This is a genomic window from Rhizobacter sp. AJA081-3, from assembly GCF_017795745.1.
Classification (GTDB): domain Bacteria; phylum Pseudomonadota; class Gammaproteobacteria; order Burkholderiales; family Burkholderiaceae_C; genus Piscinibacter.
On record NZ_CP059067.1, the window covers coordinates 507,344 to 522,406 of the forward strand.

Annotated in this window: 17 protein-coding genes; 10 read left to right on the top strand and 7 right to left on the bottom strand. The window is 68.7% G+C overall.

Annotated elements, in window-relative coordinates:
* Positions 1-3: 3 nt before the first annotated feature.
* Genes HZ992_RS02520 through dusB form a run of 5 tightly spaced genes read right to left on the bottom strand, consistent with a single transcriptional unit; the run spans position 4 to position 4,451 of the window.
* Positions 4-972, bottom strand: coding sequence for a phosphatidate cytidylyltransferase (locus HZ992_RS02520; protein WP_209385113.1), 969 nt, complete (start codon positions 970-972; stop codon positions 4-6).
* Positions 972-1,589, bottom strand: coding sequence for a lysophospholipid acyltransferase family protein (locus tag HZ992_RS02525; protein WP_371816776.1), 618 nt, complete (start codon positions 1,587-1,589; stop codon positions 972-974). The genes HZ992_RS02520 and HZ992_RS02525 overlap by 1 nt, the downstream gene beginning before the upstream one ends.
* A 9-nt stretch (positions 1,590-1,598) precedes the next feature.
* Positions 1,599-3,170: a bifunctional phosphoribosylaminoimidazolecarboxamide formyltransferase/IMP cyclohydrolase gene (gene purH, locus HZ992_RS02530; RefSeq protein WP_209385114.1), complete on the bottom strand. Its 1,572-nt coding sequence runs from the start codon at positions 3,168-3,170 to the stop codon at positions 1,599-1,601.
* A 7-nt stretch (positions 3,171-3,177) separates the two neighbouring features.
* Positions 3,178-3,414, bottom strand: coding sequence for a Fis family transcriptional regulator (locus tag HZ992_RS02535; RefSeq protein WP_209385115.1), 237 nt, complete (start codon positions 3,412-3,414; stop codon positions 3,178-3,180).
* Positions 3,411-4,451 carry a tRNA dihydrouridine synthase DusB gene (dusB, locus tag HZ992_RS02540; protein WP_209385116.1) on the bottom strand — a complete coding sequence of 347 codons (1,041 nt, stop codon included), beginning with the start codon at positions 4,449-4,451 and terminating at the stop codon, positions 3,411-3,413. The genes HZ992_RS02535 and dusB overlap by 4 nt, the downstream gene beginning before the upstream one ends.
* Positions 4,452-4,560: 109 nt before the next feature.
* Between dusB and HZ992_RS02545 the strand changes: the two genes are divergently transcribed.
* A complete protein-coding gene (locus HZ992_RS02545) occupies positions 4,561-5,037 on the top strand; it encodes a YqaA family protein (RefSeq protein ID WP_209385117.1) in 477 nt (158 codons plus the stop codon).
* Positions 5,038-5,049: 12 nt separating this feature from the next.
* On the opposite strand, the gene HZ992_RS02550 is transcribed toward HZ992_RS02545, so the two are convergent.
* The gene (locus tag HZ992_RS02550; protein ID WP_209385118.1) at positions 5,050-6,267 is read right to left on the bottom strand and encodes a patatin-like phospholipase family protein; all 1,218 of its coding nucleotides are present in this window, start codon (positions 6,265-6,267) and stop codon (positions 5,050-5,052) included.
* Between the two features lie 120 nt (positions 6,268-6,387).
* Positions 6,388-6,915, bottom strand: a complete 528-nt coding sequence (locus HZ992_RS02555) for a phasin family protein (protein WP_209385119.1) — start codon at positions 6,913-6,915, stop codon at positions 6,388-6,390.
* A 187-nt stretch (positions 6,916-7,102) separates the two neighbouring features.
* On the opposite strand from HZ992_RS02555, the gene HZ992_RS02560 reads away from it, so the two are divergent.
* The 9 genes from HZ992_RS02560 to HZ992_RS02600 all read left to right on the top strand — a co-directional run bounded on the left by HZ992_RS02560 (position 7,103) and on the right by HZ992_RS02600 (position 15,059).
* Complete coding sequence (locus tag HZ992_RS02560) at positions 7,103-9,097, top strand: SDR family oxidoreductase (protein ID WP_209385120.1); 1,995 nt, start codon at positions 7,103-7,105, stop codon at positions 9,095-9,097.
* A 79-nt stretch (positions 9,098-9,176) separates the two neighbouring features.
* Positions 9,177-10,097, top strand: coding sequence for an acetylglutamate kinase (gene argB, locus HZ992_RS02565; protein WP_209385121.1), 921 nt, complete (start codon positions 9,177-9,179; stop codon positions 10,095-10,097).
* Between the two features lie 11 nt (positions 10,098-10,108).
* Complete coding sequence (locus tag HZ992_RS02570) at positions 10,109-11,011, top strand: DMT family transporter (protein ID WP_209385122.1); 903 nt, start codon at positions 10,109-10,111, stop codon at positions 11,009-11,011.
* Between the two features lie 9 nt (positions 11,012-11,020).
* The gene (locus tag HZ992_RS02575; RefSeq protein WP_209385124.1) at positions 11,021-11,680 is read left to right on the top strand and encodes a Dph6-related ATP pyrophosphatase; all 660 of its coding nucleotides are present in this window, start codon (positions 11,021-11,023) and stop codon (positions 11,678-11,680) included.
* Positions 11,680-12,405, top strand: a complete 726-nt coding sequence (locus HZ992_RS02580; RefSeq protein WP_209385126.1) for a pyrimidine 5'-nucleotidase — start codon at positions 11,680-11,682, stop codon at positions 12,403-12,405. Before HZ992_RS02575 ends, HZ992_RS02580 begins: the two co-directional genes overlap by 1 nt.
* On the top strand, positions 12,402-13,079 hold the full coding sequence (gene slmA, locus HZ992_RS02585) for a nucleoid occlusion factor SlmA (RefSeq protein ID WP_209385127.1): 678 nt from the start codon (positions 12,402-12,404) through the stop codon (positions 13,077-13,079). The genes HZ992_RS02580 and slmA overlap by 4 nt, the downstream gene beginning before the upstream one ends.
* 19 nt (positions 13,080-13,098) lie before the next feature.
* Positions 13,099-13,749, top strand: coding sequence for a ligase-associated DNA damage response endonuclease PdeM (gene pdeM, locus HZ992_RS02590; protein WP_209385128.1), 651 nt, complete (start codon positions 13,099-13,101; stop codon positions 13,747-13,749).
* Positions 13,750-13,800: 51 nt separating this feature from the next.
* Positions 13,801-14,625: an ATP-binding protein gene (locus HZ992_RS02595; protein ID WP_371816777.1), complete on the top strand. Its 825-nt coding sequence runs from the start codon at positions 13,801-13,803 to the stop codon at positions 14,623-14,625.
* A complete protein-coding gene (locus HZ992_RS02600) occupies positions 14,622-15,059 on the top strand; it encodes an NUDIX domain-containing protein (protein ID WP_209385130.1) in 438 nt (145 codons plus the stop codon). The genes HZ992_RS02595 and HZ992_RS02600 overlap by 4 nt, the downstream gene beginning before the upstream one ends.
* Positions 15,060-15,063: the final 4 nt, after the last annotated feature.

Genomic DNA, 15,063 nt, shown 5'->3' on the forward strand with positions numbered 1-15,063 from the left:
GGCTCAGAAGCCGAAGTACCAGCGCACGGAATGGAAGAACACCGGTGCCGCGAAGCACAGCGGCGCCACGCGGTCCAGCAAGCCCACGGCGCCGGTCACCGAGGCCTTGCCGCCCCAGTTGCGCACTCCGGCGTCCTTCTTCAGCGCCTTCATGACGAACTCGCCGAAGGTGCCGCTGCCGCCGGCGATGAAGCCCATCACCAGCGCCGGGATCGGCTTGAAGGGTGTGGCCCAGTACAGCGCCGCGCCGACGATGGCGGCGGCCAGCGCGCCGGTCCACCACGCCCGCCACGAGAACGAGCGGCTGATCGCGCGTGCCACCGGCCGGCGGCGCAGCCAGCGGCTGGCGGCCTCCTGGGCAATCTGCGCCGCGGCCACCACCACCACAAGGTACAGAACCATGAAGGCGCCACGGTCCTCGTAGCGCGGCAAATCCAGCAGCAGCAGCGCCGGCGCGTGGCTCATGCCGTAGACGCAGACCATCACGCCCCACTGGATCTTCGCGGTGCGTTCGAGGAAGCGCTGCGGGTCGTTGCCGAAGGCGCTGACCACCGGGATGGCGAGGAACACATAGACCGGAATGAACACGCTGAACAGGTCGAAGTGCTGCGTGGCGACGATCAGGTACTGCACCGGCAGCACGACGAAGAAGGCGAGCAGCAGGCTGCGGTGGTCGCCGCGCCGCGTGTGGGTGAGCGTGACGAACTCGCGCAGTGCGACGAAGGAGAGCACGCCGAACAGCAGCGTCGAGATGAAGGTGCCCGAGGCCCAGGAAATCCAGAACAGCACCGAGCCCAGCCAGACGGCGCGCAGGTCGTGCAGGAAGCGGTCGAACACCGCTTGCATCTCGGGCGGGCGCTCGCGCAGCGAGCGTGTGTAGGCGACGATGCTGACGATGGTCAGCAGGCCGAACAGGACCACGAACAGCAGGCCGACCTGCTGGCTGACGCTGAGATTGCGCAAGGCACCCATCAGTCGACGTCCCGCAGTGCGATGACGGCCTGGCGCGCACGCTCGAGGAAGATGCGCTTGTCCTCGCCCGGCTGCAGCTGGATCGGCGCGCCAAAGGTCACCGAGCACAGGATCGGCACCGGCACCACCTCGCCCTTGGGCATGACACGCTGCACGTTGTCGATCCAGGCCGGGATCAGCTGCACCTCCGGGAAGGCCTCGGCCAGGTGGTACAGCCCCGCCTTGAAGCTGGCCGGGTCGGCCTGATTGCCGCGCGTGCCTTCCGGGAAGATCACCAGCGAGTCGCCATGGCGCAGCGCTTCCATCAGCGGCTCCAACGGGTCTTCGTCATCGGTGCGCTGACGGCTCACGTACACCGCGTTGAAGATCTCGCGCGTGATCCAGTGTTTGAGCGGCGACGAAGTCCAGTAGTCGCGTGCAGCGATCGGCCGCGTCACGGCGCGCAGATCGCCCGGCAGTGCCGCCCAGATCAGCACCCAGTCGAAGTGGCTCTGGTGGTTGGCGAAGTAGATGCGCTGCTCTGCCTTCGGCGGGCTGCCATACCAGTGGCCCTGCGCGCCGGTGATCAGGCGCGCGATGAAGGCGAGGCAGAGGCCTGCGACCTCGGGCAGCTTCACGAGACGAGGTCAGTGCCTGAAGTGACGCACGCCGGTGAGCACCATCGCGATGCCGCGTTCGTCGGCCGCGGCGATCACCTCGTCGTCGCGCATCGAGCCGCCCGGGTGGATCACGCAGGCGGCGCCGGCGTCGACCACCACGTCCAGCCCGTCGCGGAACGGGAAGAAGGCGTCGCTGGCCACCGCCGAGCCCTTCAGCGACAGGCCGGCGTTCTCCGACTTGATCGAGGCGATGCGCGCCGAGTCGATGCGGCTCATCTGGCCCGCGCCAACGCCCAGCGTCATGCCGCCGCCGCAGAACACGATGGCATTGCTCTTCACGTACTTGGCCACCTTCCAGGCGAACAGCAGGTCGTCGAGCTGCGCCGGCGTCGGCTGCTTCTTCGTCACCACCTTCAGTTCGCTGCGCGCGAGCTCGTGGTTGTCTGCGTCCTGGATCAGCAGGCCCGAACCGACGCGCTTCACGTCATGGGCATTGCGGCCCTGCAGCCAGGGCGTGGCTCCGCCCGGCGGCAGCGCGATCTGCAGCACGCGGACGTTCTTCTTGGCGCCGAGCACGGCCAGCGCCTCGGGCGTGTACGACGGTGCGATCAGCACTTCCAGGAACTGTTTGGCCACCAGTTCCGCCGCCACTGCATCGAGCTCGCAGTTGAAGGCGATGATGCCGCCGAAGGCCGAGGTCGGGTCGGTCTTCCAGGCCTTCTCGTAGGCCTGCAAGGCATTCGCACCGAGCGCCACGCCGCAGGGGTTGGCGTGCTTGACGATCACGCAGGCGGGCGTGTCGAACGACTTCACGCATTCCCACGCCGCGTCGGCATCGGCGATGTTGTTGTACGAGAGCTCCTTGCCCTGCAGCTGCTTCGCTGTCACCAGCGAGCCGGGCGCGGGGTGCAGGTCGCGGTAGAAGGCGGCGCCCTGGTGCGGGTTCTCGCCGTAGCGCAGGTCCTGCAGCTTGACGAAGCGGCCGTTCGACTGCGCCGGGAAGGCGCTGCGCGTGCCGTCGGGCTGCAGCGACGACAGGTAGTCGCTGATCGCTCCGTCGTAGTTGCTGATGCGGTTGAAGGCCGCCACCGACAGCGCGAACTTGGTCGCCTGGCTGACGCCACCGGCCTGCAGCTCGGCGAGCACGCCGGCGTACTGCGACGCGTCGGTGAGCACCGCCACGTCCTTCCAGTTCTTCGCAGCCGAGCGCACCATCGCCGGACCGCCGATGTCGATGTTCTCGATCGCGTCCTCCAGCGTGCAGCCGGGCTTGGCGACGGTGGCCTCGAAGGGATAGAGGTTCACCACCAGCACGTCGATCGTCGTGATGCCGTGCGCCTTCAGCGCCTTCACGTGCGCCGGCAGGTCGCGGCGCGCCAGCAGGCCGCCGTGGATGACCGGGTGCAGCGTCTTCACGCGGCCGTCGAGCATCTCCGGGAAGCCGGTGTGCTCGGCTACTTCGGTGACGGGCAGGCCGGCGTCGGCGAGCAGCTTGGCGGTGCCGCCGGTGGACAGCAGCTTCGCGCCCAGCGCGTGCAGGCCGCGGGCGAACTCGAGCACGCCGGTCTTGTCGGAAACGGAGATCAGTGCGGTGGTCATGGGCGTCTTACTTGATGAGCTTGTGGTCGAGCAGCTTGCGCCGCAGGGTGTTGCGGTTGATGCCCAGCCATTCGGCGGCGCGGCTCTGGTTGCCTTCGGCCTGCTTCATCACGACCTCGAGCAGCGGCTTCTCCACCACGCGAAGGATCATGTCGTACATGGCCGCGGGCTCGACGCCGCGCAGGTCCTTGAAATAGCCCTCCAGGTTCTCCCGGATGCATTCCTCGATGTGTTTCTTGCTCATGCCTGCTGTGCGAGAAAGTCGTCGTTGGCTGCGCGGCTCGTGGCCGGCAGTCGGGGATGGGTGTCGGCCAGCGCATCGAACCAGTCGTGCACTGCGCGCAACTGCGCCGCGCAGTCGTCGATGCGGTTCATGCGGTCGCGGAAGTCTTCGCCGCCGGGCAGGGCGCGCACGGCCCAGCCGATGTGCTTGCGCGCGCTGCGCACGCCGGCGAGTTCGCCGTACAGGCCGTAGTGGTCGTGCAGGTGCTCGACCAGCCAGGCCTTGGCCTGCAGCGTGTCGGGCGGCGCCAGCTCCTCGCCGGTGGCCAGGAAGTGCGCGATCTCCGCGAAGATCCACGGCCGCCCTTGCGCGGCACGGCCGACCATGATCGCGTCGGCTTGCGTCGCCGCGAGCACCTCGCGCGCCTTGCGCGGCGAGTCGATGTCGCCGTTGGCCACCACGGGAATGGCCAGTGCCGCCTTGACCGCGGCGATCGTCTCGTACTCCGCCGCGCCGCGGTAACCCTGCTCGCGGGTGCGGCCGTGCACCGTGACCATCGCGACACCGGCCGACTCGGCCAGGCGCGCGATGCGCACCGCGTTGCGTTCGCTGTCGCACCAGCCGGTGCGCATCTTCAGCGTCACGGGCACGTTGCGCGGCGCGCAGGCGGCAACCACCGCCTCGATGATCTGCGCGGCCAGCGGCTCGTCCTGCATCAGCGCCGAGCCGGCCCACTTGCTGCACACCTTCTTGGCCGGGCAGCCCATGTTGATGTCGATGATCTGCGCGCCGCGGTCGATGTTGTAGGCCGCGGCCTCGGCCATCATCAGCGCGTCGGTGCCGGCGATCTGCACCGCGATCGGCGCCGTCTCGCCGGTGTGGTCGGCGCGGCGGCTCGTCTTCAGGCTGTTCCAGAGTTCCTTGCGCGAGGTCACCATCTCGCTGACCGCATAACCCGCGCCGAGCTTCTTGCACAGCATGCGGAACGGCCGATCGGTCACCCCGGCCATCGGGGCGACGAACAGCCGGTTCGCCAGCGTGATGTGGCCGATGCGCATGGGAGGGCGGGGGAGTGGGGTGCTGAAAAGAGAGGCAGCAGTATAGCCACGCCGCCCCGGGCGATTTTCGTGCGCTGCATCAATGGATGCATGCGGATAATCGGCGCCGATGGAGGCTTGGTTCGAGTCCGTGCTGGCGCTGCTGGCCTTGCCGAAGTTCGGGCTCAGCAGCGTGTTCCTGGTCGCCTTCGTGTCGGCGACGTTGTTGCCCATGGGCTCGGAGCCCTTCGTCTTCGGCCTCGTCAAGCTCAACCCCGAGCTGTTCTGGAGCGCCATCCTCGTGGCCACGGCGGGCAACACGCTCGGCGGTGCCTTGTCGTGGGCGATGGGCTACGGCGCCGAACGCGCCTACGAACGTGTCAAGCACAAGCCGATGGAACTGCACGCACTGCAGTGGCTGGAGCGTTTCGGCGCCAAGGCCTGCCTGCTCGCCTGGCTGCCGGTGGTGGGCGACCCGCTGTGTGCCGTCGCCGGCTGGCTGCGCCTGCCGTTCTGGCCCTGCGTGGTCTACATGGCGATCGGCAAGTTCGCGCGCTACCTGACGATGACCGCAGCGCTGCTGTGGTGGTTCCCGGGCGGGCTCTGAACGACGCCCTCTTCAGCCCGGGGCGAGCGCCGCTTCGAGTTCGTCGAGCACCTGTTCGAGCCGCTTCACCGCCACCGCCGAGGGCAAGCGCTGCGTCGGGCGGCGGGTTTGTCTGCGCAGCAGGCTGCGGTGGTGGTCGTCGAGCACGGCGTCGTTCAGTGCCAGTCCGTGGCGCGCCAGCTTGGCCGCCAGAGCGGGCCGCTGCGCACGCAACTGGTCTCGCGTGAGGCGGTAGGCATGCTCGGCCAGCCACCGCCGCTGCGAATAGCCGAAGGTGTTGGCCAGGAACATCTCCGCGTCGCGGTGGTCAGGCTCGAAGAGCAGGATGTCGGTGCCCGGGTGGCTGCGTTCGTAACCCTTCATGCCGAGCTCGAGCCGCGAATGGATCAGCGTGCGGAAGGTCTGCGACAGCACCACCGGCAGGCCGCCGTCGACCAGCTTCGGGATGCGCGGCTCGCCGCTGGACAGAACGCGGTGCCGCGGCGAATGCGTCGAGTCGAAGGGCACCAGCGGGTTCAGGCACAGCAGCAGGTCCACGCCTTCGTCGAGCAGCACCGACGCATGCAGCGTCTTCTTCAGTGCGCCGTCGACGTAGAAGCGCCCGCCGATCTCCACCGGCGGAAACAGCCCCGGCAGCGCGGAACTCGCCTGCACCGCCTGCGAGATCGGCACCGTGTCCCAGCCCGGCTGGCCGAAGGGCGCGCTCTCGCCGCTGTCCAGGTCGGTGGCCACCAGCACCAGCTTGCGGCGCAGCTCGCGGAAATCGTTGCTGCGGCCGGGCCGCGCGAACTGGCGGCGCAGTTGCGCTTCCACGCCGGTGTTCGAGAACAGCCCGGTGGGCAACGCGCGGGCCAGGTGCTCGAGCGTGACGCTGGCCGAGCGGCGCTGCAGCGCGCCAACCCACAGCGCCTGCGCCGCCACGCGCGGCAGCGAGGCCAGCCGGCGAGCGAACTCGCCCCAGGCGGGGCGCACCAGCAGCGAGGGCTCGAAGATGTCGTGCGCTGCGCCTTCGTTCTCGATGAACGAGGCGCACTGCTCGCGCGGGCTCATGCCGTTGGCCAGCGCCGCGGCGATGAAGCCGCCCGCGGACACGCCCACGTAGGCATGGCAGTCGGCCAGATCGAGGCCGTCGATGGCCTCGTCGAGCGCGCACAGCGCGCCGAGTTCGTAGATGGCGCCGAGCGGCCCTCCGCCGGCCAGCGCGACACCGATGCGTGATCGTGAAACCATGCGGTCAGTCTAGGGCGCGCGACAGCGGCGTGCCTGGGGCGCGGCGTCTAGAGTCGCTTGAGTTCGCTCAATGAAAACGGGGCACCCGAGGTGCCCCGTGCGTGGCCGAACCGAAGCCGGTCAGGCCGCAGTCGACTTGCGCGCGGCGGCGCGCTTGGCCGCCGGCTTGGCTGCGCCGTTGGCCTTGGCAGCCGCCTTCCTGGCCGGAGCCGCCGTGCCCTTGGAGAGCTTGGCGACCTGAGCGCTGAGCGTGTCGATGCGCTTGATCAGCGCTTCCACGTCCTTCGCCGAGGGCACGCCGAGCTTGTTCAGCGCCTTGGCGGTGCGCTCCTCGAAGATGGTCTCGAGCTTGTCCCAGTGCTGGCCGGCCTTGCTCTGCACGTCGCCGGCCATGTTGCTCATCTTGCTGGTCACGGCACCGATCTTCTCCTCGGCCACGGCCTGCGTCTTGCGCTGCAGCGACATGCCTTCCTTGACCAGCGCCTCGAACACCTTGCCGCCTTCTTCCTGGGCCTTCGAGAAGGCGCCCATGCCGGCCAGCCAGATCTGCTGTGCCGAGTCCTTCACCGAACCGGCGAGCGCGCTGTCCATCAGGTTGGCGCCGGAGGCGGCCTTCTTGCTCGCCATTTGCTTGAGTTTTTTGACCATGGTGCGTGTCCTCTGAGGTGTGCGGGTATGGCTGGCACTATAGGCACCCCCCTTGGAGGGGGCAGCCTAAAAGTCTAGGGCGAGGGCTCTACGCCGGGCGTGGCCCGCTCCGGGTAAGCGCGCAGCGTCGCTCCAAGGCCCTTGGACAAGAATAGGGGCAAACCCGTTCACTCCCAGGAGGATCCGCATGCAGTACTTCGTCACCGGCGCCACAGGCTTCATCGGCAGGCGCCTCGTCAAGACCCTGCTGGCCCGGCGCGGATCGGTCGTCTACTTCCTGCTGCGGCCCGAGTCGGAGGGCAAGGTGCCCGCGCTGCTGGAGTACTGGGGCGTCGGCAAGACGCGCGCGATCCCGGTCTTCGGCGACCTGACGACCAAGAAGCTCGGCGTGGCCGCCGACGCGGTCAAGGCGCTGAAGGGCCAGGTCGACCACCTGTACCACCTGGCCGCGGTGTACGACCTCTCGGCCGACGAGGAGTCGCAGGTCAAGACCAACATCGACGGCACGCGCGCGGCGGTCGAGTTCGCCAAGGCGATCGACGTCAAGCACTTCCACCACGTCAGCTCGATCGCCGCGGCCGGCATGTACGAAGGCGTGTTCCGCGAGGACATGTTCGAGGAGGCCGAGGGCCTGGATCACCCGTACTTCATGACCAAGCACGAGAGCGAGAAGATCGTTCGCAAGGAGTGCAAGGTGCCCTGGACGGTGTACCGGCCGGCGATGGTGGTGGGCGACTCGACCACCGGCGAGATGGACAAGGTCGACGGCCCGTACTACTTCTTCAAGATGATCCAGCGCATGCGGCAGATCCTGCCGCCGTGGATGCCGGCCGTGGGCCTGGAGGGCGGGCGCGTGAACATCGTGCCGGTGGACTTCGTCGTCGCCGCGCTCGACCACATCAGCCACCACTACCACGCCAGCGGCAAGTGTTATCACCTGGTCGACCCGCGCGGCTACCGTGTCGGCGACGTGCTCGACATCTTCAGCAAGGCCGCGCACGCGCCGAAGATGAACCTGTTCATCAACGCGGCACTGTTCGGCTTCATCCCGAAGAGTGTCAAGAAGGGGCTGATGGCGCTGGCGCCGGTGCGGCGCATCTACCGCGCGGTGATGAAGGACCTCGGCCTGCCCGAGGACATGATGCACTTCGTCAACTACCCGACGCGCTTCGACCGCCGCGAGACCGACGCGGCGCTCAAGGGCAGCGGCATCGAGTGCCCGAACCTGCACGACTACGCCTGGCGGCTGTGGGACTACTGGGAGCGCCACCTCGACCCGGCCCTCTTCGTCGACCGCTCGCTCAAGGGCACGGTGGGCGGCAAGGTGGTGCTGGTCACCGGCGGCTCTTCGGGGATCGGCCTGTCGGCCGCGTGCCGCTTCGCCGAGGCCGGCGCGATCACCATCATCTGCGGCCGCGGCGAAGACAAGCTGGCCGCCGCGGTGAAGGAGATCCAGGATTTCGCCGGCAAGAGCGCCAAGGTCTACAGCTACTCGGTGGACATCGCCGACGAGGCCAGCTGCGCCGAGTTCGTGCAGAAGCTGCAGGCCGAGCACGGCGGCGTGGACTTCCTCATCAACAACGCCGGCCGTTCGATCCGCCGCGCCATCGAGTCGAGCTACGACCGCTTCCACGATTTCGAGCGCACCATGCAGCTCAACTACTTCGGCGCGCTGCGCATCACCATGGGGCTGCTGCCCGGCATGGTGGCGAAGAAGAAGGGCCACATCGTCAACATCAGCTCGATCAGCGTGCTCGTCAACGCGCCGCGCTTCTCGGCCTACGTGGCCAGCAAGGCCGCGCTCGATGCCTGGACGGCCTGCGCTTCCAGCGAGTTCGCCGACCAGGGCATCACCTTCACGACGGTGAACATGCCGCTGGTGCGCACGCCGATGACGGCGCCGACGAAGATCTACGAGAGCATGCCGCTGCTGATGCCCGAGGAGGCCGCGGCGATGGTCATCCAGGCCTGCATCGAGAAGCCGGTGCGCGTGGCCACGCGCCTGGGCATCTTCGGCGAGGTGCTGCATGCCGCCGCACCGCGTGTCACGCAGATCATCATGAACACGACCTTCCGCATGTTCCCCGACAGCGCGGCGGCCAAGGGCGAGAAGGCGCCCAAGCCGACGCTGTCGCCGGAGGCGATCGCGATGGCGCAGATGATGCGCGGCATCCACTTCTGATCGCGAAGAAGCACGGGCCGGTGCGAGGCCGCACCCTACAATTTGCGGCGTTGCACCATTTCACCGAAAGGCCCCTGCCATGAGCGCGAAGCCTCCCGCGGCACCCGCCGACCACGACCTCACCCACATCGGCTCCCGCGACAAGGCGGAGATCCTGGCGCAGGCGCTGCCCTACATCCGCAAGTTCCACGGCAAGACCATCGTCATCAAGTACGGCGGCAACGCCATGACCGACCCGGCGCTGCAGCAGGACTTCGCCGAGGACGTGGTGCTGCTCAAGCTGGTGGGCATGAACCCGGTGGTGGTGCACGGCGGCGGCCCGCAGATCGACGAGGCGCTGGCCAAGATCGGCAAGAAGGGCACCTTCATCCAGGGCATGCGCGTCACCGACGAGGAGACCATGGAAGTGGTCGAGTGGGTGCTCGCCGGCCAGGTGCAGCAGGACATCGTCGGCCTGATCAACGTGGCCGGCGGCAAGGCCGTGGGCTTGACCGGCCGCGACGGCGGGCTGATCCGTGCGCGCAAGCTGAAGATGGTCGACCTGAAGGACCCGAAGGTCGAGCACGACATGGGGCATGTCGGCGAGATCGAGTCGATCGACCCGAGCGTCGTCAAGGCGCTGCAGGACGACCAGTTCATCCCGGTGATCTCGCCGCTGGGTTTCGGCGCCGACAACGAGAACTACAACATCAACGCCGACGTGGTGGCCGGCAAGCTCGCCGAGGTGCTGAAAGCAGAGAAACTGATGATGCTGACCAACACGCCGGGCGTGCTGGACAAGAGCGGCCAGTTGCTCACCAATCTCAGCGCGCGCGAGATCGACGAGCTGTTCGCCGACGGCACGATCAGCGGCGGCATGCTGCCGAAGATCGGCTCGGCGCTCGATGCGGCGAAGAACGGCGTCAACACCGTGCACATCATCGACGGCCGCGTGCCGCACGCGATGCTGCTCGAGGTGCTGACGGATCAGGCCTACGGAACGATGATCCGCTCGCATTGAGCAGCCTGGCCATGCCCTCGCGCCCTGTCGCGCGCCTCGCGCTGGCCGCGGCCTGCGGTGCGGGCTTCCTGTGGGGCACCGGCGCGCTGGTCGTCAACGTGTTGATCGCGCGCCACGGCTTCACGCCGGAGAACATCTCCTTCTGGCGTTTCGTCGTCGGCGCGGTGGTGCTGCTCGCGGTGTTCGGGCGGCGTTCGCTGTGGCCGGCGGTGCGCGTGCAGCTGGCGCTGCTGCTGATGGCCGGCACCTGCATGGCCATGTACGTGCTGTGCTGGTTCCTCGGCATCGAGCGCATCGGTGCGGCGGTGCCGACGCTGATCGCGCTGTGCCTGCCGCCGGTGCTGGTGACGATCGTGGCGTTGCTGCGCGGCCAGGAGAAGCTCGACCTGCAGCTGCTGGTGGTGCTGGCCGCTGCGCTCGGCGGCACGGTGCTCATCGTGCTGCGGCATGGCGGCGCGAGCGATGCGTCCGGCAGCGGCGCGATGCTCGCCGGTGTCGCGTTCTCCGTTGCCTCGGCCATGCTCTATGCCGGCTTCACGCTGGTCAGCGGCCGCCTGTCGCAGAGCCTCGGTGCGGGGCCGGCCGCTGCCTGCCTGACTCTGGTGGCTGCCGTGGCGATGGGCCTGTCGGGGCTGTATCGGCCGCTGGCCTGGCCTGCCGACGTGCCGCCGCAGGCCTGGTTCCTCTACCTCGGCGTGGTCACCGCGGCGCTGGCGTTGCTCGCCTTCAGCTGGGGCGCGGCGCGGCTGAGCCCGACGGCCTTGACGGTGGCCACGCTGGTCGAGCCGCTGACGGCGGTGGTGCTGGCCGCTGTGCTGCTCGGCGAGCAACTCGGCCTGGCGCAGTGGATCGGCGCGGCGCTGCTGCTCGGCAGCATCTGGGGCCTCGGCCGGCGCATCGTGCCGCATGCCTGAGGACCCGAGATGAGCGCCTTCTTTTCCTGGAGCGGCGGCAAGGATTCGATGCTCGCGCTGCACCGCGCGCTCGCTGCGGGTGTGCGCGTCGAGGTGCTGCTGGCGATGTTCGACGAAGGCGGCGAACGCTCGCGCTCGCACGCCATCCCGCCGCATCTGATGCGGGCGCAGGCCGACGCGCTGGGCATCGAGCTGGTGATCGGCCTCGCCGGCTGGGCCGACTACGAGGCCGTGTTCACGGCGCGGTTGCGCGAGTTCGCGGCGCGTGGCATCACGCACGGCCTGTTCGGCGACATCGACCTGCAGCCTCATCGCGACTGGGAAGAGAAGGTCTGCGCCGCCGCCGGCCTGCGCGCGGAGCTGCCGCTGTGGCAGGAGCCGCGCCGCGCGCTGGTCGATGAACTGCTCGCACTCGGCTACCGCGCGCGGGTGGTCTGCGTGGATGCGCGCTTTCTCGATGCGAGCTTCTGCGGGCGCGAGTTCGATGCAGCCTTCCTCGCCGACCTGCCCGAGGGCGTCGATGCCTGCGGCGAGAACGGCGAGTTCCACACCTTCGTGTTCGACGGCCCGCGCTTCGCGCGACCGGTGGCGCACGAACTCGTCGCGGTGCACGAGATCCGCCAGTGCGCCCCGGCGCTCGGCCACCACTTCGTCGCGGAGCTGCGTTGATGCGCGGCAAGTCGCCGGTCTGGTTCTTCGACCTCGACAACACGCTGCACGACGCGAGCCACGCGGCCTTCGGCGCGACCAACCGCGCCATGACCGAGTACATCGTCGAGCATCTCTGCATGGACTTCGACGCCGCCTCGGCGCTGCGCCAGCACTACTGGCACCACTACGGCGCCACGCTGCTCGGCCTGGTGCGCCACCACGGTGTGCGCCCGGCGCACTTCCTCGAACAGACGCACCGCCTGCCCGAACTCGAATCGAAGCTGCGCATGAGCGCGCACGACCGCGCGGTGCTGCGCCGGCTGCCCGGGCGCAAGTTCATCCTGACGAACGCACCGCGCGACTACACGCTGCGCGTGATGGGCGGCCTGCGGCTGCTCGGCGAATTCGACGGCATCCTCAGCATCGAGGACATGACGATGTTCGGCCAGCATCGCCCCAAGCCCGATGCGCGCATGTTCCGCCACGTGCTGGCGCGCCTGAAGCTCAGGCCCGAGCAGTGCGTGCTGGTGGAGGACACGCTGATGCACCAGAAGGCCGCGCACGGCCTGGGCATGCGCACGGTGTGGATGCGGCGCTACCTCGACGGACGCTTCCGCGGCACTTTGCGTGATGGAATCAACAGCGGGCGCAAGGTCACGAAAGTTGGTGTTCACCCTTGCCACATCCCCCCCTATGTATATGCCAGAATCAATTCGCTGAAGACGTTACGCGCCCTTCGATGAGCCACTCCAATCACCCTGCGTCAGACACTCCCGCCGAGACCGACGCACCCGAGGTGGCCCCGGCCGACGACGCGCCGTCCGCAACGCCGGCGCGCAAGCGCCCCAAGCCGGGCGAGCGGCGCATCCAGATCCTGCAGACACTGGCCGGCATGCTCGAGCAGCCTGGCGCCGAGCGCATCACCACGGCCGCGCTGGCCGCCAAGCTCGACGTCAGCGAAGCCGCGCTGTACCGCCACTTCGCCAGCAAGGCCCAGATGTTCGAAGGCCTGATCGAGTTCATCGAGAGCAGCGTGTTCACGCTGGTCAACCAGATCAACGAGCGCGAGAGCGACGCGGCCGTGCAGGTGCGCAAGGTGCTCACCGTGCTGCTGCAGTTCGGCGAGAAGAACCCGGGCATGGTCCGCGTGATGGTCGGCGATGCGCTGGTGTTCGAGAACGACCGCCTGCTCACGCGCATGAATCAGTTCTTTGACCGCATCGAGTCGCAGCTGCGCCAGAGCCTGCGCGCCGCCGCCGAAGCCGCCGGCTCGGCCACGCCGACCGTCGACGCCAATGCGCAGGCTTCGGTGCTCACCGCCTTCGCGGTGGGTCGGCTGCAGCGTTACGCCCGCTCGGGTTTCAAGCGCAGCCCGACCGAGCACCTCGACGCCGCGCTGAACCTGCTCGTCGCCTGACGCGCGCTGCCGGGGCCTCATGGTCACGATCGAGGTGGCCGGCCGGGCCATCACATTGCTGCCGCAGAAGGCGGCCTTCCTGCGCGACACCCGCACCCTGCTGATCGCCGATGCCCACATCGGCAAGGCGACGAGCTTTCGGGCGCTGGGCGTGCCGGTGCCGCGCGGCACGACGAGCGAGACCCTGTCGCTGATCGGCGAGCTGGTGGCTCGCCACGGAGCGAAGCGGATCGTCTTCCTCGGCGACTTCCTGCATTCGGCGCGGTCGCACGTGGTGGCCACGCTGGACGCCGTGGCGCTGTGGCGCGCGCAGCATCCGACACTCGAAATCGTGCTCGTGCGCGGCAACCACGACGACCGCGCTGGCGATCCGCCGGCATCCCTCGGCTTCACGGTGGTCGACGAACCGCTGATGGACGAAGGTCTCGCGCTGTGCCACCACCCGGAGCCGGTGGCGGGCGCCTATGTGCTCGCCGGCCACCTGCACCCCTGCGTCTCGGTGCACGGCCGCGCACGCGAGAGCCTGCGCTTGCCGTGCTTCCACTTCGGCTCGCAGGTCGGTGTGCTGCCGGCCTTCGGCAGTTTCACCGGCATGCACCCGGCGAAGGTGGCACCGGGCGACAGGGTGTTCGCGGTGGCCGACGACGCAGTGCGCGAACTGCCCACGTAAACTTCGGCCATGGCCGATCTCGAATCCGTTCTCGCTCGAGCAGAGCGACTGATGCAGCGTCTCGAAGCGGTGCTGCCGCACCCGCCGGCGGCGCCCGACTGGGCGGCGTCCATCGCCTTTCGCTACCGCAAGCGCGGTGCTTCGGGCGTGCTCGAACCGGTGCGCCACGTGGCGACGATTCGCCTTGACGCGCTGGTCGAGGTGGAGCCGCAGAAGGAGCGGCTGCTGCGCAACACCGCGCAGTTCGTCGCCGGCCATGGCGCCAACAACGTGCTGCTCACCGGCGCGCGCGGCACCGGCAAGAGCTCGCTGATCAAGGCGGTGCTCAACGAGTTCGCGCCGCAGGGGCTGCGGCTGATCGAGGTCGACAAGGCCGACCTGGTCGACCTGCCCGACATTGTCGACCTGGTCGCGTCGAGGCCGGAGCGCTTCATCGTGTTCTGCGACGACCTCAGCTTCGACGAAGGCGAGCCCGGCTACAAGGCGCTCAAGTCCATCCTCGACGGCTCGGTGGCGCAGGCCTCCGACAACGTGCTGATCTACGCCACCAGCAACCGCCGCCATCTGCTGCCCGAGTACATGAAGGAGAACCTCACCTACCAGCACACCGAGGACGGGGAGGTGCATCCCGGCGAGGTGGTGGAGGAGAAGATCTCGCTGTCGGAGCGATTCGGCCTCTGGGTCAGCTTCTACCCGTTCACGCAGGACGAGTACCTGGCGATCGCCGCCCAGTGGCTGCGTGGCTTCGGCGTGCCGGAAGACGCCATCGTCGCGGCGCGGCAGGAGAGCCTGGTGTGGGCGCTGGAGCGCGGCTCGCGCTCGGGTCGCGTGGCCTTCCAGTTCGCGAAAGACTATGCGGGAAGGCACCACGCGTGAGCGCCGCCACCGAGCGCACGCCGGTGGACGTGGCCGTCGGCGTGCTGATCGATGCGAACGGTCGCTTCCTGCTCACTTCGCGCCCCGAGGGCAAGGTCTACGCCGGCTATTGGGAGTTCCCGGGCGGCAAGCTCGAGTCCGGTGAGACGGTCGAACAGGCGCTGCGCCGCGAACTGCACGAGGAGCTCGGCATCACCATCGGCGCGGCCCACCCGTGGAGGGTCGAGCTGATGGACTACCCGCACGCCCGCGTGCGCCTGCACTTCTGCAAGGTCTACGACTGGGCCGGCGAGTTCGAGATGCGCGAGCGCCAGGCGATGGCCTGGCAGACGCTGCCGGTGCAGGTTGCGCCGGTGCTGCCCGGCACCGTGCCGGTGCTGCACTGGTTCGCCGAGGAGCGCGGCTTCACGGGGGCGACACACACCGGGGCCTGAGCAC